At 61.1% G+C, this 24,584-nt stretch carries 18 protein-coding genes; 14 read left to right on the top strand and 4 right to left on the bottom strand.

Annotation, left to right across the window (positions count from 1 at the left end; translation table 11 throughout):
- Positions 1-126: 126 nt before the first annotated feature.
- From J3P92_RS12460 to J3P92_RS12475, 4 genes are all read right to left on the bottom strand, one after another.
- A complete protein-coding gene (locus tag J3P92_RS12460) occupies positions 127-1,551 on the bottom strand; it encodes an efflux transporter outer membrane subunit (protein WP_434611311.1) in 1,425 nt (474 codons plus the stop codon).
- Complete coding sequence (locus J3P92_RS12465) at positions 1,548-4,727, bottom strand: efflux RND transporter permease subunit (protein ID WP_420766874.1); 3,180 nt, start codon at positions 4,725-4,727, stop codon at positions 1,548-1,550. Before J3P92_RS12465 ends, J3P92_RS12460 begins: the two co-directional genes overlap by 4 nt.
- A 15-nt stretch (positions 4,728-4,742) precedes the next feature.
- The gene (gene mexE, locus J3P92_RS12470; protein ID WP_420766875.1) at positions 4,743-5,996 is read right to left on the bottom strand and encodes a multidrug efflux RND transporter periplasmic adaptor subunit MexE; all 1,254 of its coding nucleotides are present in this window, start codon (positions 5,994-5,996) and stop codon (positions 4,743-4,745) included.
- A 211-nt stretch (positions 5,997-6,207) separates the two neighbouring features.
- A complete protein-coding gene (locus J3P92_RS12475) occupies positions 6,208-6,960 on the bottom strand; it encodes a substrate-binding periplasmic protein (protein WP_434651121.1) in 753 nt (250 codons plus the stop codon).
- Between the two features lie 477 nt (positions 6,961-7,437).
- Between J3P92_RS12475 and tssB the strand changes: the two genes are divergently transcribed.
- From tssB to J3P92_RS12545, 14 genes are all read left to right on the top strand, one after another.
- Complete coding sequence (gene tssB / locus J3P92_RS12480; RefSeq protein ID WP_434650986.1) at positions 7,438-7,941, top strand: type VI secretion system contractile sheath small subunit; 504 nt, start codon at positions 7,438-7,440, stop codon at positions 7,939-7,941.
- 35 nt (positions 7,942-7,976) lie between these two features.
- Positions 7,977-9,512: a type VI secretion system contractile sheath large subunit gene (gene tssC, locus J3P92_RS12485; RefSeq protein ID WP_434628511.1), complete on the top strand. Its 1,536-nt coding sequence runs from the start codon at positions 7,977-7,979 to the stop codon at positions 9,510-9,512.
- Positions 9,513-9,535: 23 nt separating this feature from the next.
- Positions 9,536-10,891, top strand: a complete 1,356-nt coding sequence (tssK, locus tag J3P92_RS12490; protein WP_434650989.1) for a type VI secretion system baseplate subunit TssK — start codon at positions 9,536-9,538, stop codon at positions 10,889-10,891.
- Positions 10,888-11,556 (top strand): type VI secretion system protein TssL, short form, encoded by a 669-nt coding sequence (gene tssL / locus J3P92_RS12495; protein WP_420766879.1) that lies wholly within the window; start codon positions 10,888-10,890, stop codon positions 11,554-11,556. Before tssK ends, tssL begins: the two co-directional genes overlap by 4 nt.
- 8 nt (positions 11,557-11,564) lie before the next feature.
- Complete coding sequence (locus J3P92_RS12500) at positions 11,565-13,292, top strand: OmpA family protein (protein WP_434650991.1); 1,728 nt, start codon at positions 11,565-11,567, stop codon at positions 13,290-13,292.
- 13 nt (positions 13,293-13,305) lie between these two features.
- Positions 13,306-13,797: an Hcp family type VI secretion system effector gene (locus J3P92_RS12505; protein WP_420234474.1), complete on the top strand. Its 492-nt coding sequence runs from the start codon at positions 13,306-13,308 to the stop codon at positions 13,795-13,797.
- 141 nt (positions 13,798-13,938) lie between these two features.
- Positions 13,939-16,596 (top strand): type VI secretion system ATPase TssH, encoded by a 2,658-nt coding sequence (tssH, locus tag J3P92_RS12510; protein WP_434650993.1) that lies wholly within the window; start codon positions 13,939-13,941, stop codon positions 16,594-16,596.
- Positions 16,593-18,983 carry a type VI secretion system Vgr family protein gene (locus J3P92_RS12515; protein ID WP_434650995.1) on the top strand — a complete coding sequence of 797 codons (2,391 nt, stop codon included), beginning with the start codon at positions 16,593-16,595 and terminating at the stop codon, positions 18,981-18,983. Before tssH ends, J3P92_RS12515 begins: the two co-directional genes overlap by 4 nt.
- Positions 18,984-19,042: 59 nt before the next feature.
- Positions 19,043-19,777, top strand: a complete 735-nt coding sequence (locus J3P92_RS12520; RefSeq protein ID WP_434650997.1) for a DUF4123 domain-containing protein — start codon at positions 19,043-19,045, stop codon at positions 19,775-19,777.
- Positions 19,778-19,781: 4 nt separating this feature from the next.
- Positions 19,782-20,303, top strand: coding sequence for a DUF3304 domain-containing protein (locus J3P92_RS12525; RefSeq protein ID WP_434651000.1), 522 nt, complete (start codon positions 19,782-19,784; stop codon positions 20,301-20,303).
- Positions 20,291-22,582, top strand: coding sequence for a T6SS phospholipase effector Tle1-like catalytic domain-containing protein (locus J3P92_RS12530; protein ID WP_434651001.1), 2,292 nt, complete (start codon positions 20,291-20,293; stop codon positions 22,580-22,582). The genes J3P92_RS12525 and J3P92_RS12530 overlap by 13 nt, the downstream gene beginning before the upstream one ends.
- A 37-nt stretch (positions 22,583-22,619) precedes the next feature.
- Positions 22,620-23,144, top strand: coding sequence for a DUF3304 domain-containing protein (locus J3P92_RS12535; RefSeq protein WP_434651003.1), 525 nt, complete (start codon positions 22,620-22,622; stop codon positions 23,142-23,144).
- A gap of 27 nt (positions 23,145-23,171) precedes the next feature.
- Positions 23,172-23,429 (top strand): PAAR domain-containing protein, encoded by a 258-nt coding sequence (locus tag J3P92_RS12540; protein ID WP_420767927.1) that lies wholly within the window; start codon positions 23,172-23,174, stop codon positions 23,427-23,429.
- Positions 23,426-24,556 (top strand): hypothetical protein, encoded by a 1,131-nt coding sequence (locus J3P92_RS12545; protein WP_434651006.1) that lies wholly within the window; start codon positions 23,426-23,428, stop codon positions 24,554-24,556. The genes J3P92_RS12540 and J3P92_RS12545 overlap by 4 nt, the downstream gene beginning before the upstream one ends.
- Positions 24,557-24,584: the final 28 nt, after the last annotated feature.

Genomic DNA, 24,584 nt, shown 5'->3' on the forward strand with positions numbered 1-24,584 from the left:
CCGCGGGTGCGAGCCTGCTCCCACAATGGATTCTGACATCCATAAAAAAGCCCCGCGTCCGAATGAGGCGCGGGGCAAACAATTGGTTGGTTGCGGCCAACCAAAGGAGCTCGGTTGGGAAGGGTGTCAGTTGCTGGCGACGGTTTCCGGTTGCCAGCCGCCGCCCAGGGCCTTGTAGATCGCGACGATGCCGCGATACAGGTCCACTTCGGCCTGGGCCTGGCTGTCTTCGGCCGCCAGGCGTTCACGCTGGGCGTCGAGCAACACGAGGAAATCCTCAGTGCCTTCGCGGTAGCGGATTTCGGCCAGGTCGGCGGCCGCGCGGCTCGATTCGCTCTGGCGGATCAGCGAGATGAGGCGCTGTTGGCGTTTGCCGTAATCACTGAAGGCGTTTTCCGATTCTTCCAGGGCCAGCAGCACTTGTTGTTCATAGTTCGCCAGTGCTCCGTCGGCGTCGGCGCTGGCGCCGCGCAAGCGAGCCCGCACGCTGCCCAGGTCAAAAGCGGCCCAGGTAATGCTCGGGCCCAGCGCCCAGGCGTTGGCGGCCGAGGAGCCGATCTGCGAACCACGTCCGGCGGTAAACCCGAGGAAACCGCTCAGGCTGACCCTAGGGAACAGGTCGGCCTTGGCCACGCCGATGCGCGCCGTGGCAGCTGCCAGTTGACGCTCGGCGCTGAGGATATCGGGACGGCGTTGCAACAATTGGCCCGGATCGCCAATCGGCAGAGCCTTGGCAATGGCTGGCAGCTGTTTAGGACTCAAGTCCACGCTCAGCTTGTCCGGGCGCTCGCCCAGCAATGTCGCAATGCGGTTGCGCTGACGCGCCTGTTCGGCCTGCAGTTGCGGCACGCTGGCTTCCACCGCTGCCAAGCGAGCGTCGGCACGCACCACGTCGAGCTGATCGCCGACGCCGGCATCACGCAGGCTTTCGGTGATCTTGCGGGACGCCTGCTGGTTCTCCAGGTTGGCCAGGGCGATTTTCTCCCGAAGCTGCGCGCCACGCAGTTGGCCGTAGGCGTCCACCAGCTCGGCGATTATGGTCACCTGCAGTTGGTAGAGATCGGCTTCGACGGCCTGCTGGTCGGCATCGGTCGCTTCCAGGTTGCGCTGGATGCGTCCGAACAGGTCCAACTCCCAGGCCATGTCCAGGCCCAGGTCATAACGCTCGGAGTTGACCCGATCGTCCGTCTGCCCCATCGGGTTCTGGCCTTTGCCCAGTTCGCTGCTGGCGCGGCTGGTGATGGTCGGCATGGCGTCATTGCTGGCGTCGTCGCGAATCGCCCGGGCAGCCCGCAGGCGGGCGAAGGCCACGCGCAATTCCCGGTTGCCTTCCAGAGAACGCGTCACCAGCGAGTTGAGGGTCGGATCGTCGAACTGCTGCCACCAGACGCCTTCGAAGCGGGCGCGGTCGAAGTTCTTCTGGCCGGCGGCGCCGTCGGTGGCGGTGGTGATATTCGCCGCCTCCGTTTGCGGTGCCTTGTAGTCCGGGCCTACGGCGCAGGCACTCAGTGCAAGCATCAGCAGGCTCGGCAGGAACGCTTTCAAACTCATTGTTGCGCCTCCAGTTTCAGGGCCCGGGCCGCTTTGCGGGCCTCGCTGCGCTCGACGAAATTACGGATCAGTACGTAGAACACCGGGGTGAGCAGCAGGCCGAAGAAGGTCACGCCGAGCATGCCCGAGAACACCGCCACACCCATGGCGTGACGCATTTCCGCACCGGCGCCGCTGGAGAACACCAGGGGAACCACGCCCATGATGAAGGCGAAGGAGGTCATCAGGATCGGCCGCAGACGCAGGCGGCACGCTTCCAGGACCGCCGCCAGCGGGCTCATGCCTTCGAGCTGTTTATCCTTGGCGAACTCGACGATCAGAATCGCGTTCTTACAGGCAAGTCCTACCAATACGATCAAGCCAATCTGGGTGAAGATGTTGTTGTCGCCACCGGACAGAATTACCCCGGTAATTGCCGACAGCAGCGTCATCGGTACGATCAGGATTACCGCCAATGGCAGGCTCCAACTTTCGTATTGCGCGGCGAGCACCAGGAACGCCAGCAATACGCAGAGCGGGAACACGAACAGCGCAGTGTTGCCCGAGAGGATCTGCTGGTACGTCAGGTCGGTCCACTCGTAGGTCATGCCATTGGGCAGTTCGTCATTGAGCAGTTTCTCGATGGCTTTCTCGGCCTGGCCGGAGCTGTAGCCAGGGGCGGCGGCGCCGTTGATTTCAGCGGTGATGAAGCCGTTGTAGTGCATCACGCGGTCAGGCCCCGAGGTGTCGCTGACCTTGATGAAGGTCGCCAGCGGGATCATCTCGCCACGGTTGTTGCGCACCTTCAGTTGGCCGATCTGGTCCGATTCGAGACGGAACTGCTGCTCGGCCTGGACATTGACCTGGTAGGTGCGGCCGAAACGGTTGAAGTCGTTGGCATACAGCGAACCCAGGTAGATCTGGAGGGTGTCGAAGATGTCGCTGACGGCCACGCCGTGGGTCTTGGCCTTTTCACGGTCGATGGCGGCATCGACCTGGGGTACGTTCACGGTGTAGCTGGTGAACAATCCGGCCAGTTCCGGCACGTTGTGGCTCTTGGCGATGATGTTCATGGTTTCTTTGTACAGCTCGTCGTAGCCCAGGTTGCCCCGGTCTTCGATTTGCAGGCGGAAACCACCGATCGTGCCCAGGCCTTGCACCGGCGGCGGCGGGAAGATCGCCATGTAGGCTTCCTGGATTTCCGAGTACTGGCCGTTCAAGGCACCGGCGATGGCGCCGGCCGACATGCTCGGGTCCTTGCGCTCGTCGAAAGGCTTGAGGGTCACGAACACGATGCCGGCGTTCGGGCTGTTGGTGAAGCCGTTGATCGACAGACCAGGGAAGGCCACGGCGCTTTCCACGCCAGGCTGCTTGAGGGCCAGGTCGGACATGCGCTTGATCACATCTTCGGTGCGGTCCAGGCTCGCGGCGTCCGGCAGTTGGGCGAAGGCCACCAGGTATTGCTTGTCCTGGCCAGGCACGAAACCGGTCGGCGTGTTGGAGAAGCCGAAGAAGGTCAATACCATCAAGCCTGCGTAGACGATCAGGGCAATCCCGCTGCTGCGGATCACCCGAGCGACAGTACCCACGTAGCCATGGCTGGCACGTTCGAAGAAGCGGTTGAACGGACGGAACAGCCAGCCACCAAAGACCCGGTCCAGGAATCTGGAGAAACGGTCCTTGGGTGCGTCATGCCCCTTGAGCAAAACTGCGGCCAGGGCCGGCGACAGGGTCAACGAGTTGATCGCCGAGATCACCGTGGAGATCGCAATGGTCAGGGCGAACTGCTTATAGAACTGACCGGTCAGGCCGCTGATGAACGCCGCAGGAACGAAGACCGCGCAGAGCACCAGGGCGGTGGCGATGATCGGGCCGGTCACTTCGCCCATGGCGCGCTTTGTCGCCTCCACGGGGGTGAGGCCCAGTTCGATGTTCCGCTCGACGTTCTCCACCACCACGATGGCGTCGTCCACCACGATACCGATGGCCAACACCAGGCCGAACAGCGAAAGGGCGTTGAGGGAGAATCCGAACAGGTGCATGACCGCGAAGGTACCGATCAGCGAAACCGGTACGGCCACCAATGGGATGATCGAGGCGCGCCAGGTCTGTAGGAACAGGATGACCACCAGCACCACGAGGATCAGCGCTTCGAACAGGGTATGCACCACCGCTTCGATGGAGCCACGGACGAAGATCGTCGGGTCATAGACAATGCTGTAGTCCATGCCGGCCGGGAAGCCTTTCTTCAGCTCGTCCATTTTCTCCCGCACATCGTTGGAGATCTGGATGGCATTGGAGCCAGGACGCTGGAAGATCGGGATTGCCACCGCCGGCTGATTGTCCAGCAGCGAGCGCAGGGCGTATTGGCTGGAGCCCAGCTCCACCCGAGCGATGTCCTTCAGGCGAGTGATTTCACCGTTGGCACCGGAACGAATGATGATGTTCTCGAATTCTTCCTCATTGACCAGGCGGCCTTGGGTATTGATCGAGAGCTGGAAGGCCTGGGCATTCGGTGCCGGCGGCGCACCCAGGGCACCGGCAGCGACCTGGCGGTTCTGCTCACGAATCGCGGTCACCACGTCGGTGGCGGTCAGGTTGCGCGAAGCGGTCTTGTTCGGGTCCAGCCAGACCCGCAGGGAATAGTCACCCATGCCGAACAGCTGCACATCACCCACGCCACCCAGGCGCGCCAACTCGTCCTTGATGTTGAGCAAGGCGTAGTTGGACAGGTAGAGCATGTCGTAGCGTTTGTCCGGCGAGGTCAAGTGCACGACCATCGTCAGGTCGGGCGACGCCTTGTCCACCGTGATGCCGATGCGGGTCACTTCCTCCGGCAGCTTGGGCTCGGTGCGGGTGACACGGTTCTGCACCTGCACCTGCGCGTTATCCAGGTCGGTGCCCAGAGCGAAGGTGATGGTCAGGGTGATCTTGCCGTCGGCGGTGGATTGCGAGGACATGTACAGCATGTTCTCGACGCCGGTAATGGCTTGTTCCAGGGGCGCGGCCACGGTTTCGCCGATGACCTTGGGGTTGGCGCCCGGGAAGTTGGCGCGGACCACTACGGTAGGCGGCACGACTTCCGGATATTCGCTGATCGGCAGTTGGAACAGCGAGATAGCGCCGGCGATCAGAATCAACAGCGAGAGCACCGCTGCGAAGATCGGCCGCGAAATGAAGAACTGGGAAAATTTCATCTTGAGTTCAGTCCCTTAACCGCGTGGGGACGCAGAGGCCAGTTTGCCTGCCGCTCCGGACGCTGCCTTGGAGGGCGCGACCTGGGGCAGGTTGCTGGCTTCGAGCGCTTTGCGTTGTTGTGCCAGGGCGGCGAGGGTTTGCTCGCTGGCCATCGGCACGGTTTCAGGCGTAACCGGCGAACCCGGACGGGCCCGTTGCAGCCCCTTGACGATAATGGTGTCGTCCTTGCTCAGGCCGTTGCGCACGATGCGCAGGCCTTCGATCTTTGGCCCCAGCTCGACAGCGCGGTAGGCCGGCTTGTTCTCGCCATCCATCACCAGGACGAATTTCTTGCCCAGGTCGGTGCCTACGGCTTCGTCGTTGATCAGCACGGCGGAATAGGTGCCGCTGCCCACCAGCTTCAGTCGGGCATAAAGGCCTGGCGTGAAGGCGCCGTCTTTATTGTCGAACACCGCGCGACCACGGATCGTGCCGGTCTGTGGGTTGACCTGGTTGTCGACGAAGTTCATCTGGCCCAGGTGCGGATTGCCGTCTTCGTTGGACAGGCCCATGTAGACAGGCGTGGCTTGGCCGCGCTGGCCTTGGCGGGCAAGTTGGGTGTACTTGAGGAACACACGCTCGTCGGCGTCGAAGTAGGCGTAGACCTTGTCGGTGGACACCACACTGGTCAACGGCGTGACGTCGGCGGTCACCAGGTTGCCGGCGGTGATTTCCGCCCGGCTGACACGACCGTTGATGGGCGAGGTAACCCGGGTGAAGCTGAGGTTCAGCTTGGCCAGGTCCAGCTGCGCTTGAATACCTGCCACGGCGGCGCGGGCTTCCTGTGCAGCGGTCGTACGCGAATCCGCCAGTTCAGCGGAAATCGCATTGCTCAGACGCAGGCGTTCGCCACGTTGGGCCTCGTTCTCGCTGCGGGTCGCGGTGGCGCGGGCCTGGGCCAGTTGCGCTTCGAGACGACGCACTTCCGCCTGGAAGGGGCGGGGGTCGATCTGGAACAACAGGTCGCCTTTCTTGACCAGGGCGCCTTCGGTGAAAGCAACTTGATCGATCTGCCCCGAAACCCGCGGGCGAATCTCGACGGTTTCCGGCGCTTCGAGGCGCCCGGTGAATTCATCCCATTCGTTGACGGGCTGCTCCAGCACCTTGGCCACGCTGACTTTGGCCGCCGGCATCGAAGCTGCCGTATCGGGAGTCTTACCGCAAGCGCTGATCACCAGCACCGCCAACAGTGCGAGGGGAAAGCGCAATTTAGAAAGTGAATGTTCCATGGATAGCATCCGCCAAGTGTATTGAGATGGGCGGATGATGCGTGTCGAGGCGCAGAGGAACGAATCGAATGAAACAAAGGTAACTATCATCCGGAATGATATAAGTCATCGACGAGGCCTCTATCGCGGGGCTTTCGTTAGTTGGCTATCAATCCAGTTGATATCCCTTCAGGTGGTTCGCAAGACTGATGCCATCGCCTGCTCGGCGATGTCACGGGACATAAAGATCATGGATACGCTTGATCGCCCCTTCATTGCGCAACGCTTCCACCGCGCCGCGCAAATCCTCGACGAGTTTCGCCGAGCATTGCCTGGAGCACGCGAGATAGAGGTCGGCACTGCTGCCCACTGAACTCATGAGCAGCTTGCGCTTGGAAACTTTTGGCCAGATATATCGGCTTTCGGGCACGCCGTTGAACCAGGCATCGATGCGCCCCATCAGGAGCATTTGGGCAGGGTTGTCGCCGATGGCCAACGGGTAGATCTGGTCGTCCCGGAAGCCCTCGGTGCGCAGGATTTCCTCTTGCGCGCTACCCAGGCCGACGCCCACCTTGCGAAAGGTTTCTTTCGCTTGGGCAAAGCTGCCGACCTTATGATCGAGGCTGAAGAACGCGCGCTCCATGGGCATGATCGACGAGATCCAGGTGAAGCGGGTTTCTCGCCCCGGAATGCGCGACAGCGGCGCTATCAAGAAGTCATGCTCCTCACTGACGTGCTTTTGCGCCCTGGCCCAGGGAAGCACATGGATCTTTACCGCATACCCGGCGCGGGTGATCGCCTTCACGGCGACATCGCCGACAATGCCGTGGCCCCTGGGGTCGTTGAGCAGTGTCAACGGGGGCGCGTCGAGGATGTGCAGTTCAATGACCCGGGGCTCGCCGCACGCGCTATCGACAGCCAGGAGCAGGCAGAGCAGCGACAATACGCTGGTACGGTCATTCAATACGCGGGTGATCCGGCTCATGATCGTTACTTCAGGCATTGAAAGGCGCGCCATTCTATTGAGGGAGGCGGCGCGCAAATAGCCTCCTGCTGTCCAAAGCAAGCAGCACCCGACCGAGGGCACGACATTATTATTGGCTACACGTCGGCCTGTCCCTTGGCCTGACGACGTGTACCTGAAGGTATAGATCATCCGGAAGACAAAAGCCTTGAACTTCGCATGGCGGCAACCGCTCCCAAGATAGACGCCGCGAAACCCGGCTTGAAAATGGGTTTGCGTCATTCCTCGTTTGTAAGCCTCTCCCTCGCGTCTCGGGTGTCAACCGCGCACCGACGTCGGCAACGCTTCGTTGTAAACCGTATCTGTAGGCCATTTTCCGACAGCTTGTGAGTCCATTCTCTTTCGTAGAAATGGCCTGGGTTTAGACCTGTCCGGCTCTGCGCCGCTTCGCTATGTTTGTACAGCGAACACTTAACATCCGGTTTGAGAGGAATAGGCATGGCTTCATACAGTTTCCAGAATGAAGTACCCAAGAGCAGGATCAATATCAAACTTGATCTGCACACTGGCGGCGCGCAAAAGAAAGTTGAGTTGCCACTCAAATTGATGGTGATGGGAGATTACAGCAACGGCAGCGAACAGCGCCCTTTATCCGTCAGAGACAAGATCAATATCAACAAGCACAACGTCGATCATGTCCTGGCCGAGTTTTCGCCAACTTTGACGATCGCTGCGCATAATACATTGGCGGACAACGGGGAGGATATTTCAATCGAACTGCAGTTTCATCGCATGAAAGACTTTGAGCCGGAACAGGTAGCCAGGCAGATCCCTCAATTACGGGCGCTGCTGGCCATGCGCAATCTTCTACGCGACTTGAAGTCGAACCTGCTTGATAACATGGCCTTCCGTCTAGAATTGGAGCGCATCCTCCGGGATGATGTGCTCAGCAATGAACTGCGGGACGAATTGGCGGCCTTGGCGCCAAAAGACATTCGCTAATCAAATACGGGCGGCAGCCCAAAGAGTAAATTCATATGTCTACTGAAAGTAATAACGTGCAATCGCGCGGCGCTACAGTATTGGCTGAAGATAAGGGAGTTTATGCAGCCCTGTTCAGTAAGATCAATTTGAATCCCATCGCAGAGTTGGGAAGCATCGAAACTTTCCAGCATGCCGAGGCGCTGTCCGAGGCCTCGGTTGACGAGCGCGTCACTGCCGCTGTCAGTGTGTTCTTGAAGTTGCTCAAGGAATCGCCGCACAGAGTGGAACGATTGGACAAAGTGCTGCTGGATGAGCATATAGCGTTGCTCGACATGCAAATCAGTCGTCAACTTGATGCGGTCATGCATCACGCCGAATTCCAAAGGATCGAATCAACCTGGCGCGGCGTAAAGTCCCTGGTCGACCAGACCGATTTTCGACAGAACGTGCGAATAGAACTGCTGGATATCAGCAAGGATGATCTGGTACGAGACTTCGAAGACGCCCCCGAAATCGCCCAGAGCGGGCTGTACCTGCATACCTATACCCGTGAATACGACACGCCGGGCGGAGAGCCGATCGCGGCAGCGATCTCCAACTACGAGTTCGATCGTAGCCCGCAGGACATCGCCTTGCTGCGTAATATCTCGAAAGTCGCCGCGGCAGCCCATATGCCCTTCATCGGTTCGGTGGGACCGGCATTTTTCGGCAAGCGATCCATGGAGGAAGTGGCTGCCATCAAGGACATCGGCAACTATTTCGATCGCGCCGAATACATCAAGTGGAAGGCGTTTCGCGACAGTGACGATGCGCGATACATCGGCCTGACCATGCCGAGGGTCCTGGGTCGCCTGCCCTATGGCCCGGATACCGTGCCAGTGCGCAGCTTCAATTACATCGAGAGCGTCAAGGGCCCCGATCACGACAGGTATTTGTGGACCAACGCATCCTTTGCCTTTGCCGCCAACATGGTCAAGAGCTTCATCGCCAATGGATGGTGCGTGCAGATCCGTGGGCCTCAATCGGGCGGCGCAGTCACCGACCTGCCGATCCACTTGTATGACCTGGGCACTGGCAACCAGGTGAAGATTCCTTCAGAGGTGATGATCCCGGAAACCCGCGAATTTGAATTCGCCAATCTCGGTTTCATTCCCTTGTCGTATTACAAGAACCGCGACTACGCCTGTTTCTTCTCCGCCAGCTCGGCTCAGAAACCTGCGTTGTACGACACCGCGGATGCTACCGCCAACAGCCGGATCAACGCACGGCTGCCCTATATCTTCCTGCTCTCGCGCATTGCCCATTACTTGAAGTTGATCCAACGCGAAAACATCGGCACCACCAAGGATCGTCGTTTGCTGGAGCTGGAACTCAACAAGTGGATCGGCGGACTTGTCACCGAAATGACCGATCCGGGCGATGACCTGCAGGCTTCGCACCCTCTTCGTGACGCAAAGGTGACGGTGGAGGACATCGAGGACAACCCCGGTTTCTTCCGGGTCAAGTTGTACGCAGTGCCGCACTTTCAGGTCGAGGGCATGGACGTCAACTTATCCCTGGTCTCGCAAATGCCCAAGGCGAAAGCCTGACTCGCTTTCAAGGAAATGACGCCATGAAAATCGATCGTCCCTTATGGACGTCCGGCACCCTGTTGTCTGCGCAACAGTTTCAACAACAGGCGCGCTGGGAAGCGTGGGCCAACGAGCAACGCGCCGGCTTGGCCTTGGCGCATCCCTGGGGCGTGACGGCCGTCGAGTTCGATACCGACGCATTGGGCCTTGGTAAGCTCAAGGCAACCCGGCTAAGCGTGTGCATGCCCGACGGTACCCTGCTCGACAGCGAACGGGTGGATCGTCTTCCGCCTGGGCTGGAGTTGTCGCGGTTATTGACCGACGACACCCGGGAGGCGCTCGTGCTGCTGGCCCTGCCCCTGGAACAGGCCAACGGAAACAATTGCCTGATGGAGGAGGGCCGCGCCGATCGGCCCACCCGTTACCGTCAAGACTGGCGTAGCGTGCAGGATCTCTATGCGCAGGAAGTGCAGTCGATCGCCGTGCTGGAGCACAACCTGTCGCTGCGCCTGGACAAGGACGACAACGGTGATTACCTGGTCTGTCCCATCGCGCGCCTGATCCGTGAAGGGCAGGGCAAGTGGCGTCTCGATCCGGCCTACGTACCGCCATTGCTCAGTTTCGCCGCGCACCCGGGTCTGTTGCTCCAGCTGGACAACCTATTGACGCAGCTGTCGGCCAAGCGGCAGCGCCTGATGGGCATGCGCCGGGAGAGCAATCAACGCATGGCTGACTTCGCTGTAGCCGATGTGTCGTTGTTCTGGTTGCTCAACGCCTTGAACACCTACGAGCCGGTGCTGGCTGATATCAAGTCCTATCCCCAGCGACATCCCGAGCAGGTCTATCTGGAGCTCGCCAAGCTGGCCGGGGGGCTGCTGACGTTTTCGCTGGAACACGATATCGACAGGATTCCAGCCTATCGGCATGAGCAACTGGAGACGGTGTTTGCACCGCTAATGCGTTGTATCGCAACGTTGCTTGAAGCCAGCCTGCCTTCGCGCGTCATAGCACTGGTTCTGGAGAACACGAGCGCCAATCGCTGGCAGGTAACGCTCAACGATGCCCGGCTACGTGAACCTGACGGTGCTGATTTCTACCTCTCGGTGCGCTGCCAGTTACCGGCGGCACAGTTGCAGGAGCAATTTCCTCGCTTGTGCAAGGTCGGCGCGCCGGCCGATGTCGACAACCTGATCAATGGGGCGCTCGACGGCGTCCCCCTGAAGCCCCTCAGCCATGTGCCCGCGGCCATCGCGCTGCGCCTGGAAAACCAGTACTTCGCCCTCGATCTCGGTCACGCCAAGGGCCAGGCCATGCTGGCCGCCGGGGCTTTTGCTTGCTACGTGCCCAGCACTTTGTCGCAAGTCCAACTTGAACTGTTTGCGGTGTTACGCACATGACGCTGAACTTCACGAAACAAACCCACGCAATGGCGAAGCATATCGACGCCTTGCTGCAGGACAGTTATTTGCTGGTGGTCGAGTTACGCCATGGTACTTCGGTACACGACACCCAGGCGCTGCAGCAGCTTTGCCTGGAACAGGTCGAGCAGGTTCGACGGCAGCTCGAACAGCTCGCGGTGGAACCGCGCAGCATCGAACACATCAGTCATGCCCAATGTGCGCTGCTCGACGAAGCCATCCTCGTCTGCACGAAGGGCCCGATACGAGCAGAATGGAGCCGCGAACCGCTACAGGCCAAGCTGTTCAACCGGCATCAGGCCGGTGAGTTTCTCTACGAGGAAATGCGCCTGGTATTGCGCGAACCATCACCGGATCCACGGGTGCTTGTTGTGTTCCATCGGGTACTGATGCTGGGTTTCGGAGGCCGCTACACGGACCCTGACGACCCTGAGCGCGAGCAAGTGCTTGCCGCCCTCGACGCTCAGGTCCCGCCTTTGAACATCAGCCAGAACCTTGCTACGCGAAAGGGCGGTCGCCTGGGTCGGCATCAATCCCCATGGTTCCATGGAATAGCGGTGGCGCTGCTGCATGCCGGTGTCTGGTGGGCAATGGATCACTGGCTGGCCGGCGTGGTTGTTTCCCTCATGCCCGGCCAGGCATGAGGGGCCCTATGACGATTCCATTGAAACGAGTCCTTTGGGCATGGGCCGGGATGCTTGGCGTGATATTGCTGTTCATCCTCCCGCTCGACACCCGGATACGCGTGATCGGGGTGTTGGTCATGATCGGCGTTGCGACGGTGGTTTGGGCGATGGCCAATCATCGTGCGGCTCGATTGCGCCAGTCGGTAGAGTTCGCCGCCGATGTGGCCATGCCACCCTCGTCGTTTCGTCAACCGGTGGTCCTGGTCTGCGGCGACGCCCTGGATGGCCTGTTCGGCACCGTCCCCGCCGAGCGATGGGCGCTACGCGTCACCCATCAAGGTTGCTATGTACGGGTGCCGAGTGTCGAGCAGTTGCCGAACGTGACCGAGAGCCTGCTGGCCTTGCGTCCGGGGTGGGGTGCTCAGCTCAGCGTGATGTTCGTCATCAACCCTGCGGCACACGGGAATGAAGCTGAACTGGCGGGGCGGATACGAGCGTTTCGTCACCAAGCCGCGCTGGCAGGCAGGCAGGGTGCGTCCTTGCCAATGATGCTGGTGAGTTATGTCCGCGCACCTCAGCGCGTGGACCCATGGTTCTGCTGGGTGGATGGTCCTCCCAATAATCCTCGTGTTCATGATGCCGGAGCCTGTGTCGATCTGGCTGACTGGCTGCAACAGCCCACCCGTTCGGCGCTGCGGGCGACACGGTTGCATGCGGGCGTGCAACTGAACAATGCGGTGGCGTGGCTGCACGAGGAGGTGCTGCCGCATTTCAATTCACGCGGTGACGGGCGAGGCTCGGCGGTGTGCTGGTCGATAAAGTTGGTGCCGGCAATACCGCAAACCGTGGAGGGGAATCTCTGGGAGCAGCGGCTACGTAGCAAAGTGGCGCTGGTCGACACCAGGCCCGGGGAGATGCAAGCGGTGCTGCCGTTTCCGGATCCTCTGCTGAACCTGATTCCACTGCGGGCCCAACGTACCTCGATGCAGCGTGCCGCCATCATCGCGGTGTGGATGTATGCCCTGGCCGGCGGGATCGCCCTGGTCAGTTCCGCATGGCAGAACAACTTGTTGGTCCGCCAGGTCACTGATGACCTGCGCCGCTATGCGCCGCTCCTTGAGATGGAACCTCAGGAACAACCAACATCTCGCTGGCGCCAGCAAGCCGAGGTCAACCTCCGTGAGACCGCGCATCGGCTGCAGACCTACCACCGACAGGGTGAACCCCTGGCGCTGGGCATGGGGCTATATCGCGGTGACCTTTTGCGCGAGCCATTGAGGGCGGCGCTTTCCAGTCGTCTGACGTCGCCCGGGCCAATGCCTGCGCAAGCGTCCGAACCCGTGAGGCTAGACAGCCTGTCGCTGTTCAGCCCGGGCAGCGCGCGGCTCAAGCCGGGTTCAACCAAGGTACTGGTCAAAGCGTTGGTCGGCATCAAGGCACGATCCGGCTGGCTGATCGTGATTGCCGGGCACACCGATGCCACCGGCGAAGCCGCGCACAACCTCAAGCTGTCCCGAGCCCGTGCCGCCGCCGTGCATGAATGGATGCTGCACGTGGGCGGCATGCCCGACACGTGTTTCGCCGTGCAAGGGTTTGGCGCAAGCCAGCCGATCGCCAGCAATGACACCGAGGCGGGGCGTGCGGCCAACCGCCGAGTCGATATCCGTCTGGTACCTGAAGTGGGCGCTTGTGCGTTCCCCACGACAGGGTCGGACAGTCAACCCCCAGTCGCATTCAGCGACATTCAATCTTGAAAAGGAGCTTCACATGGCAATTCCCGTTTACCTCTGGCTGCAAGATGACGGCGGCGCGCAAATCAAAGGTTCCGTGGATGTACAAAAGCGCGAGGGCAGCATCGAAGTGGTTGCTCAGGATCACAGCCTGTACATCCCGACCGATAACAACACCGGCAAGCTGACCGGCGCGCGGGTTCATACGCCGTTCCTGTTTTCAAAGGAAATCGACGCCTCCAGTCCCTACCTCTACAAGGCCGTTACCACCGGGCAGACGCTCAAGAGCGCCGAATTCAAGTGGTACCGCATCGATGATGCCGGGCAGGAGGTCGAGTACTTCATCACCAAACTGGAGAACGTCAAGGTGGTGAAGGTCGCGCCAAAAATGCACGACATCAAAGACCCGACCAAAGAGAAGCATAACCACCTGGAACAGATTGAGTTGCGCTACGAGAAGGTCACCTGGACCTACAAGGACGGCAACATCATTCATTCCGATTCCTGGAGCGAACGCCAAAGCGCCTGAGGCGAATAAGCCCAAAGGCCACCGCGGCGCCGCCGATTGCCGGTGTGCTGGGTTGAGCGTCCGTTCGCGGGCGCTCAGCCAAGAACATCTGTTTCCCCCGTTTACCCGACCTGTACCGGAACCCGAACAAGGATGCTCCCCATGGCACAAAGCCCCTCGCGTCTGCTTCGTCGTTTGAATCCCTACTGCGCCCAGGCCCTGAGCGACGCGGCCTCAATGTGTCAGAGCCGCGCCCATGCCCACATCACCATCGAGCACTGGTTGCTCAAGTTGCTGGGGCAGGGCGAGGGCGACTTGACCGTCATCGCCCGTCGTCACGGACTGGACCTGGAGGTGCTTTGGTGCGGCCTGCTCAACCACCTCGATAACCTGCCGCGCAGCGTACAGGCCAAGCCACAGCTGTCTGAACCGTTGCAAATACTGATCAAGCATGCCTGGCTGCGGGCCTCGCTGGATGACGACAACGACCGGCTGCGCTCCGCCCATCTGCTGGGTGCGCTGATGGACGACCCCGGGCTGCTGGTTTGCGAAGCGGCCTGGCCGTTGCTCAGCCTCGGCGAGCTCCAACTGCAACGCCTGTTTGCTTTGCTGGATCAAGTCTCCGAAGAGCGTCCCCAAGGGCAGGAGCCTGTTGCGATAAGCGATCCCATCGCCGCCTTGAACGGAGACGCCAAGCCTGATGCACGCACGCTACTGCTGGACAGATTCACCCAGGACCTGACCGCTCGGGCTGGGGAAGGGCAAATTGATCCGGTGTTCGGTCGCGACGATGAGATACGTCAGGTCATTGACATACTCAGTCGCCGACGCAAGAACAACCCGATCCTGGTCGGTGAGCCGGGCGTGGGCAAAACCGCGCTGGTCGAAGGCCTCGCCCTGCGCATCGCCCAAGGCGACGTGCCCGACAGCCTGAAGTCCGTCTGCGTGCGCGCGCTGGATTTAGGGTTGCTGCAAGCCGGTGCCGGGGTCAAGGGCGAGTTCGAACACCGCCTCAAAAGCGTCATCGACGCGGTGCAGCAGTCCGAAACGCCGATCCTGCTGTTCATCGACGAAGCCCATACGCTGATCGGCGCCGGCAACCAGGCGGGGGGCGCCGACGCGGCAAACCTGCTCAAACCCGCCCTGGCCCGTGGCGAATTGCGCACCATCGCCGCGACCACCTGGGGCGAATACAAGCAATACTTCGAGCGGGATGCGGCATTGGAGCGTCGCTTCCAGCAGGTCAAGGTCGACGAACCGGACGATGCCAATGCCTGCCTCATGTTGCGCGGCCTCAAGGCCCGCTACGCGAGCCACCACGGCGTCCACATCCAGGATGCGGCGGTGCAGGCGGCCGTCAGCCTGTCGCGGCGCTACCTCACGGGCCGTCAATTGCCGGACAAGGCCGTCGACCTGTTGGACACGGCCTGTGCAAGGGTGCGCATGAGTGTCGATTGCGAACCCCAGGCGTTGGTCCACGTCAAGGCGCGGCAGGCTGCCCTGGAATTGGAGCGACAGGCACTGGAAGCCGACCACGGCCTGGGCAGTCGCGTCGACACCGAACGCCTCGGGAAGATCGCTGCGCAACATGCCGAATTGGAACGCGGCCGAATCGAGCTGCTGAGCCGATACAGGCAGGTGCTCGATCTCTCTCAACAATTACTCGATGCTCGCGAGGCAGAGCCGCCGCGCTGGGTGGACTGTGTCCAGTTGCAACAGGAACTGGATGCGATCCAAGGCAATCAGCCGATGTTATTCCTGGATGTCGACGCCCGCAGCGTAGCTGAGGTGATCGCCGATTGGACTGGGGTGCCCCTGGGCAGTTTGCTCAAAGATGAACAAGCGCACCTGCTGGAGCTTGAACAACAATTGGCGGAGCGCGTCGTCGGCCAGGCCCCAGCCCTCGAAGCGTTGGCCCAGCGCCTGCGTGCCGCCAAGACCGGGCTCGCCGATGACAAAGGCCCCCTGGGCGTTTTCCTGCTGGTGGGCACCAGCGGGGTAGGCAAGACCGAAACCGCCCGGGCCTTGGCCGACGCCCTGTTCGGCGGCGAAAAGGCGCTCGTTACCCTCAACCTTTCCGAGTATCAGGAAGCCCACACTGTCAGCCAGCTCAAAGGTTCGCCGCCCGGTTACGTCGGTTACGGACAAGGTGGTGTGCTGACCGAAGCCGTGCGTCAACGGCCCTACAGCGTCGTGCTGCTCGACGAGGTGGAAAAAGCCCATCGCGACGTCCTGAACCTGTTCTACCAAGTGTTCGATCGTGGCTTCATGCGTGATGGAGAAGGGCGAGAGGTCGATTTTCGCAACACCGTCATTCTGATGACCTCCAACCTGGGCAGCGACGCGTTGCAGGCCTGCCTTCACGTTCAACCCGACGCGCCGGACGGCACGTTGCATGAATGCCTGCGACCGATCCTGCGCGAACACTTTCAGCCGGCCTTGCTGGCGCGTTTCCAGACCCTCATCTATCGCCCGCTGCAAGTCGGTGCGCTGCAATGCATCGTTGCGATCAAGCTGGGCCAGGTTGCCCACCGTTTGCGGCGCCACTATGGCCTGGACTGCGAGTTCGACGATGCCCTCGGCGAAGCGATGGTTGCCGCTTGCCTGCTGCCCGATACCGGGGCGCGCAACATCGATAGCCTGCTCAACGAACAGATTTTGCCGGTGCTGAGCCAACAGTTGTTGCAACGCCGGGCCGCGCAGATACGGACAAACGGGGTGCGCCTGGGTTATTGCCAGGAGGAGGGCATCACCCTGTGTTTCATCGATGTCGCGGACACGGCCGGGACCGGCACCGTCGCCATGGAGCCTGCCCGATGAACATGGCCACCTTCTTCGACCACAGCCGCCACACCCTGAGCGTCTGCGACCTCACAGCCCATCTCGACGTCCTGGCCTTCACCGGCGAGGAGCACCTGAGCCGGCCCTACCACTACCGCATCGAATTCACCTGCACCGAGCGCGACCTGGTGGTCACCGACCTGCTCAACCGGGATGCCTACTTCAGTCTTTACCCGCTGCCGCCACCGCCGACGCCCAAGGGCTTCGCGCCGCCGGAGATCAAGCCGCTGCGCACGTTCAATGGCGCGATCACGGCGTTCAAGCGCCTGTCCGGCTCCAACGACGAAGCCCGCTACGAGATCACGTTGCAACCGCGTTTCGCGCTGCTGGCGCGGGGCAAGCAGTTTCGGATCTACCAGCACCAGTCGGTGCCGCAGATCGTCGAACACATCCTGCGCACGCGCCACGATTTCCGGGGCCAGCATTTCTATTTCAATGTGGTGCGCGACTACCCCCGGCGTGAACAGGTCATGCAATACGACGAAAGCGATCTGGCCTTCATCGAGCGCCTGCTGGCTGATGTCGGCATCTGGTACCGGGTCGTCAGCGATGACCGCCTGAGCATCGACGTGGTGGAGTTTCACGACGACCAGCGGCACTACCAGCGCGGCGTCAAGTTGCCGTGTCGCCCGCCGTCCGGCTTGTGCGCCAACGAGCAGGACGCGGTCTGGCACCTGCAAACCGCCCACCAGGTGGTGGAAAAAAACATCAACTTTCGCGCCTACCACCATCGCGAGGCCTACGCATTCCTCGACGGCGAGGTCGACCATACCCGCCGCGCCAAGGGCACCTACGGCGAGGCCTATCACTACGGCGAACCCTACACGGTGCTGGGCGAGCGCTACGCCCTGGACGAGGACCTGCAAAGCGAAAGCGGTTTTTTCTACGCGCGCCTGCGCCATGAACTCTACCTCAACGACCAGACCCGCCTCAGCGGCACCACCAGCAGCGCCACCCTGGCCCCGGCCCAGATGCTCGAAATCACTGGCGGCGCGCCCCAGGCCTTCGAGTTCGGCGCGGTGATCGTCAGCCTGCGCACCGAAGCGGCTCGGGACCGCAGCTTCATCGCCACTTTCCAAGCGATTCCTTACTCGGAAACCGTGTGCTTTCGCCCACCGCTGCCGCCCAAGCCGCGCATCAGCGGCACCATTCCCGCCCGCGTCAGTCACCCGGAAGTCAACCCGCCGTACGCTGACCTCGACTTCGAGGGCCGCTACAAGGTGCGCTTCCTGTTCGACCGCGACACCTGGCAAGCCGGCCGCGAAAGCGCCTGGCTGCGCCTGGCCCGACCCTACGGCGGCGACACCCACGGCCTGCATTTCCCGCTGCAGGCCGGCACCGAAGTGGCGGTGGCCTTCGAGCACGGCGACCCCGACCGCCCCTACATCGCCCACGCCCTGCACGACGACCGGCACCCGGACCCCGTCACCGCCCGCAACGAGCGCCGCAACGTGCTGCGCACTCCGACCAACAACAAACTACGCATGGACGACACCCGCGGGCAGGAGCACATCAAGCTCAGCACCGAGCACAGCGGCAAGAGCCAGTTGAACCTGGGGCATCTGGTGGATGCCGAGCAGACGAAGCGGGGGGAAGGGTTTGAGTTGCGCACCGATGGACATGGCGCCCTTCGTGCGGGCAAGGGGGTGTTTATCAGTGCTGATGAGCAAACCCAGGCCAAGGGCGACGTCCTCACCATGGACCCGGCCACCGCCCAGGTCGAAGGTGCCAGACAGCAGATGGCCGAATGGCAGGACATCGCCCAGGCCCACCACAGCCGCAAACCCGACCTGCGCGGCTTGGAACAACTCCGGGCCGACGCAAAAGACCTTTCGGCCGCCGCGATCCTGCTCAGCGCCCCCCAGGGCATCGGCGCCGTCACCCCGGCCAGCCTGCTGCTCAAGAGCGGCGACGCGCTGTACCTGCAAAGCCACAACGAAATCAACCTCGCCGCCGCCAAGCGGCTGTCGGCCCACGCCAACCAGGGCATCTCGCTGCTGGCCCAACAGGAAGGCCTGCGCCTGGTCTCCGGCAAAGGACCCCTGGACATCGAATCCCACGGCGATGGGCTGGGCATGAAAGCCCAGCAGGACATCACCGTGCAGTCGGTGCAGGGGCATGTGCAGGTGACGGCGAAGAATGGCCTCACCCTGGCGTGTGGGGGTGGGTTCATTCGGATTACAGCCGAAGGCGAAATCCAGATTCATAGTCCTGGCCTAGTCAGTATCAAAGGGAAGCACAGACTCGACCGCCCCGGTGGCGAGACGTTTCCGCTGCCTGAGTTACCCGGTTCGGTGTGCAAAGAATGTTTGAAAAGGGCTAGGGCAGTCGCCCAGGGCTTCATGCCCAGGGGGGCATCGATATGACTTCAATGCAACGCCATGTCTGGCTTGACTTGCTAGAGGCCTCTGGTGCCAGGAGCGGCTTGTACCATCTCGATGTAGTTGTGGATCAGGCTGGCAGCAACGCCCCGTTATTGCCCAGCGTATTGAGCGTCGAGCCGCCGTTGCAATGGCGTTCGCTGTTCACCGGTCTGCCCGAGGAAGGCGCTAGCGAACTGGCGCCGTTGTTGCTGCGTATCGACCTGACGCAGCCACTGCAACGGCAGTGGCTTGGCTGCCTGATGCACGAGGTACGCGATCGTTCGCAATTGATGGTGTTGGCCTCGCCTTGGCTGTTCCCAGCATTGGCCGAACACCTCGGTCGCTGCTTGGAAGTGACCAACGGCGGCTGTACGGGGCTGCTGCGCTATTACGACCCGCGTCTGTTTCCGCTGCTGTTCAGCCACGTATTGGAGCCTGCACAACAGCAACTGCTACTTCGTCCCGCAGTGTTCTGGAGCTGGCTTGATCGTGACGGCGTTCCCGGCCACTTGCCTGGCGCTCCTGGCGAACCCTTGGGCTCGGAAGATTTTCGCCCCTTGGACCTTAGCGACAGCCAGTTGGAAGTTCTTGGTTGCGCAAGTGATGCGACGTTGGCAATGAGCAAGCTGCTTGCTGCACGCCCAGCGACATATGGGAATGAACAATTTTTTCACCAGTGTTACGCGGCGATGCTCGACGCCACCGAAGCGGGATTGCTTCTGGGGCCCGAGCGGGAAGCGTTCGTTCTCAAACGATTGCTCGCGCCCGAATCGCCAGCATTTAACAGAGGGAAGTGACTTTATGCCCACGTGTTTGATAGCCAGACGCGTCTTTGGGATTGCCGCAGGTTTGACCGCCATTTCAATCACTTCAAGTGGGGTGGCGAGCACCTTGGAAGCGATCAATCACACTCATTGGGCGATCAACCGATTCAGTGTGGATGGGCGTTCGGGGATTGACGTTATCGGGCCTTACCAGGGCGGCGGGGGCGGATGTTGTTACGTCGCGCCGTCGCGTTGGCAGCAGGGTATTACGGTGCGGATCGATTGGGAGACGGGTGTCGCTTACTCCTATGACAATCCTGGCTATGCGGACTGGCCTAAGTACCTAGCCTGGAAACAAAAGCTAAAAGCGCAAAAGCAGCAGCATAGCAAGATGGTAGAGGTCCCAGATTATACGAACCAAAGAGTCTGCGGCCTGACCGTGCACTTCCTGCCCTGCGACGACATCCAGGTCACCACGTCCTGCTACGCCTATGGCAGTCCCGAATACCCGATCAAGACCCCCCTCAACTTACCGGAGCCCACCTCATGTCCGAGCTGAAGCACACCCCGGTCTGGTATCCGCCGGCATTCCCGGTCCAGGGCCGCTTACCCAGAGATGTCGGGCTGGTTTACCAGAACCTCAATCGCCAATGCGCTCTGGAGCATGACTATCACGACTCCCTGTGCGTCGCCGCTGGGCGCAGAGTGATGCCTCCATGCTGCAAGACCGTGCACATCAGCCTGTTTTTCGACGGCACCGGCAATAACCTGAACAACGACCTGTACGAGTCCTCGACACCGCACCCGACCAATATCGCCCGGCTGTTTCGCGCCAGCATTGGCGCCGGCCATGCCGGCGGTACCGCCCACAGCGACAAGGCCGAGCGCCTGGTCGATGCGCCGGGTAATGGCAATGGCCAGTATTTCAAGTACTACATGCCCGGCGTGGGCACACCTTTCCCGGAAGTCGGAGACCTTGATTACAGCGAATCGGGCTTGGCCACCGCCTGGTACGGTGAAGAGCGGATCAACTGGGGGTTGATGATGCTCATCGATGCCCTGCGCCGCACCTTGAACCAACCACGCCTGGACAATGCCGCGCTGCAGGTGGCGGTCAAGGCCATGGGCACGGCGCTCGGCCTGGGTTGGGGGACCGGCCACGCCAATCGCAGCCGCGAGTTTCGCAAACAGTTGCAGGCGTTGGCCAAGCCCCTGCAACTGGCCCTGACGCAGCCGCAGCCCGGCCAGGTCAAGTTGCTGGGATTGAAGCTGTATGTCTACGGTTTTTCCCGCGGAGCGACGGCGGCCCGGGGTTTTGTAAGTTGGCTGGATCGATTGTTGTCCGACTTGGCGCTGACGCTGCCGATGGCGGATATACGGGTGCCCCTGAGCGTGGAATATCTGGGTCTGCTGGACACCGTGGCCTCTGTGGGTATCGCCGACATTATTCCAGGCGCCCAGGGGCACATGAGCTGGGCCGATGGCAACCAGCACCTGCCGGAGAGCGGATTGGTGAAGCGTTGCCTGCATTTGGTGGCAAGCCATGAGCAGCGGTTGTGTTTTCCATTGGAATCGATTCGCCGTGAAAACGGGGAGTACCCGGCTAATAGCCAGGAGGTGATCTATCCGGGGGTACATTCGGATCAGGGTGGGGGGTATCCGCCAGGTGATCAGGGGAAGGCGATGGGCGAGAGCGATGGTTTGCTGCTGTCGCAAATAGCCTTAAACGATTTGTATGCAGATGCCTTTGCCTATGGTGCCCCATTGAAGGTCTCGCCTCTTTCCTTGCCGTCAGAGTTGGGCCATGAGCTTTGGAGGGCAATGGCGGATGACGTGGCCGAAGCGTTTGAAGTCGCTCCAATAACCGCAAGTCGATTCAACGCCTGGCGCCAAGTCACCTTGGACCTGCCAGCGGTAACGCAACCGTTGCCCATCGAACAGATCGAAAGCTACCAACCCTTACCGACCACCCTCAGCCTGGAAGAAGCCCTACGCACGCAACTGGACTGGATCACCGCCTGGCGCATCGACCGCTACGCCTTTGCCAGCCTTAAACAGACAGGCTTCTACCAACAGGCAAGCGATACCGAAGCCGACAAGACTGTCCGTGAAGCTGCCGAACACAAGCGTGATGCAGAACAACAAGCGATCGAAAGGCATCGCAAACTGCAGATGGTCGCCGAACGTATAGGCCGTGTCCCGAAAAAAACACTGAAACCCGGCGTAAAGGATTTCGACGCGGACATGGCGAAAACCCAGCTGCGCGAAGCGGCCGAAGAGTTCGCTGAGGTTTACCGGAGCGAGGGTCGCCAGGATCCGTTGGCCCTGCTGGCGCTTGGTCTGGTTGCCGGCCCAGAGCCGTTCTGGGTTGCCACCCAGATCCGTGCCGAGCGTGAACGAATGAAAGCGGCCGGCCAGAAGTTGGTCAGCCAATTGTTTCCACCCCCTCGGTCCCAGATAAACCATCAGAACGAAACCTTTCGCGGCAACGTCGACGAAAGCCGCAATGCCGAACAACCCGAAGGGTTGTTGCGTGCGTTATTCGACGACCACGTGCACGACTCCCGCGCCTGGTTTCTCTACAAGCTTGGGCGCGAACCTTGGGGCAGCTTCTTGCGAGACCGCATGGTGTTCTTCGGCGAGAGCGACAGCCGGGCGCTGGCGCTCTACAGCGAAAACGCCCAAGGCCAGTGGGCCCAAAGACAGCCAAAGTCAACCAGCGACCCGGTGCCGCTACACATGGATGTTGAACGCCTGGCCCAGGTGCAGAAGGACATCGATGAGCTTTGGAAGGATTTTTATGCAAAGGCCAGGGAGACGAACGATGCGCCGAGCTGAACCTTTGCTTCGCCACCCTTCAAGAGGCAACGCTCCGATGCTCAGGCCCAGCCCGTGGCATGCGCTATTGCTAGCCTGGTGTGGTTTGTTGGGCGCGGTGCTCGCGCCCAACGTCTCTGCCAGTACGCTCGAAGCCATCAATCACACTCACTGGGCGATCAACCGATTCAGTGTGGATGGGCGTTCGGGGATTGACGTTATCGGGCCTTACCAGGGTGGCGGGGGCGGATGTTGTTACGTCGCGCCGTCGCGTTGGCAGCAGGGTATTACGGTGCGGATCGATTGGGAGACGGGTGTCGCTTACTCCTATGACAATCCAGGTCTTGCTGATGAAGCCAAATACGACGCCTGGCTCGACAAGATCGTCGCGCAAAAGAGGCGGCACACCAAGCAAGTCCCCATCCCCGACTACACCAACCAAACAGTCTGCGGCCTGACCGTGCACTTCCTGCCCTGCGACGACATCCAGGTCACCACGTCCTGCTACGCCTATGGCAGTCCCGAATACCCGATCAAGATCCCGCTCAACCTGCCGGTGCCTACGTCGTGCCCGCAGTCCTGACCCCATTCATTACAAGGAGTTGAAATTATGAAAGCCATCATTCGCCAAGGCGACACCCTCAAGGAATACGGAGGCGAGGTATTGGGGGGCCACTACCTATGCGACGGCCTGTCCATTGCCTGTCAGGGGGATGCGGTGCGCTGCAACCTGCACGGCCGTACCGAGATTGCCGAGGGCAGTGACCTGATGGAAGTCGACGGGTGCCCCGTGGCGCTGGATGGTCACCGCTGCGGCTGCAATTGCACGTTGGTCAGCTCCGGGCCTGATACGCTGGTGGCCTCATGATCCCGGCGCCGGAGTTCGCGCCTTACCCTGCGTCACGGGCGCCCGGATACAGGCGCTGGATAGCCGGAGTCGCGGGGCTGCTGATTTTGTTGGGCGGCGCCAGCGCGCTCCTGGATGGGGTCGTAGAGCCGCGCTTGATGGTTGTCGGCGCGATCACGACGTTGCTGGCATGGTTGCTCGTGTTGCTGTTGCGTGTGTTGCGCTACCGATTCAACCGACACAACGCTCGTTGTTATGCCGAGGCGGCGCAACGGATCCAGCGAACCTGGTGGGCGCATCATCGGCAGAAAGCCGCGTTGGTGGACACTGTCTTGCTCGGGCCCGCCTGCCTGACCCAGGAACACAGGCAGAATCTGCTCAACCCGGATCAACCTGCGCCCATACCGCAAGAAACGCCCGAAGGCCTGGCGCTTCGTCTGCTTCAGGTATTCGGTGACGACCTTACCGAGCGCGAGCGGCAATTGGCCGTTTTGCTCGCCCTGCAATGGTGTGAGCAACAAACCGAGCCCATCGTCTTGCAGCCGGTGCGTTGCTATTGGCAGGGTTCCGTCGAGTCCTGGGCGGCGTTCGTCGAGCAAATGGCCGAATCCTGTCCCCAGGTTGAACTGCCGGAGCGACCTGAGCCCTGGCAGGGCATTCGCAGCCTGGACTCAATCATCAACCAGCTGCAGAGCGCCCCTTCGGATGCGCGCGTTCTCTGCGGCGGTTGCCAATCCTCGTCACCACAAAAAGACAGCCGCTTACCGGCCGGCGAGGCGGCGCTGCTTTGGCTGCTGGGCCTTGAGCAAGACATGGGTTTGTTGCGGGGAGAATGGTTCACCGATCAAGAGTCGGTGGTAAAGGTGGCCGAACGAGCCGTCCAACAAAGCGAACTGCAGGCGCCCGCCAAAGTGTGTGTGTCGTTCTCCCAGCCCGACATAGTCGACCTGTCTGCCATTGGCTGGAACACCAAGCAAAACGTGCAAGACCACAATTTCGGCACGCTGGCGAATCTGGAGGCCATGGTTGCGCAGACCCTTGCCGCCTGGCACGCCGAGCAACACGGTGAGCCCTGTGCCTGGCTGGCTTGCGATTCCCATTACACCTTGGCCCTCGGAATTGTGAAACCCCATGACTCAAACAGATGAACCTCAAAAAATCTCTTCCTGGCTTACG

This window comes from Pseudomonas sp. D3-27 (genome assembly GCF_051132165.1).
In the GTDB taxonomy this organism is placed as follows: Bacteria; Pseudomonadota; Gammaproteobacteria; order Pseudomonadales; family Pseudomonadaceae; genus Aquipseudomonas.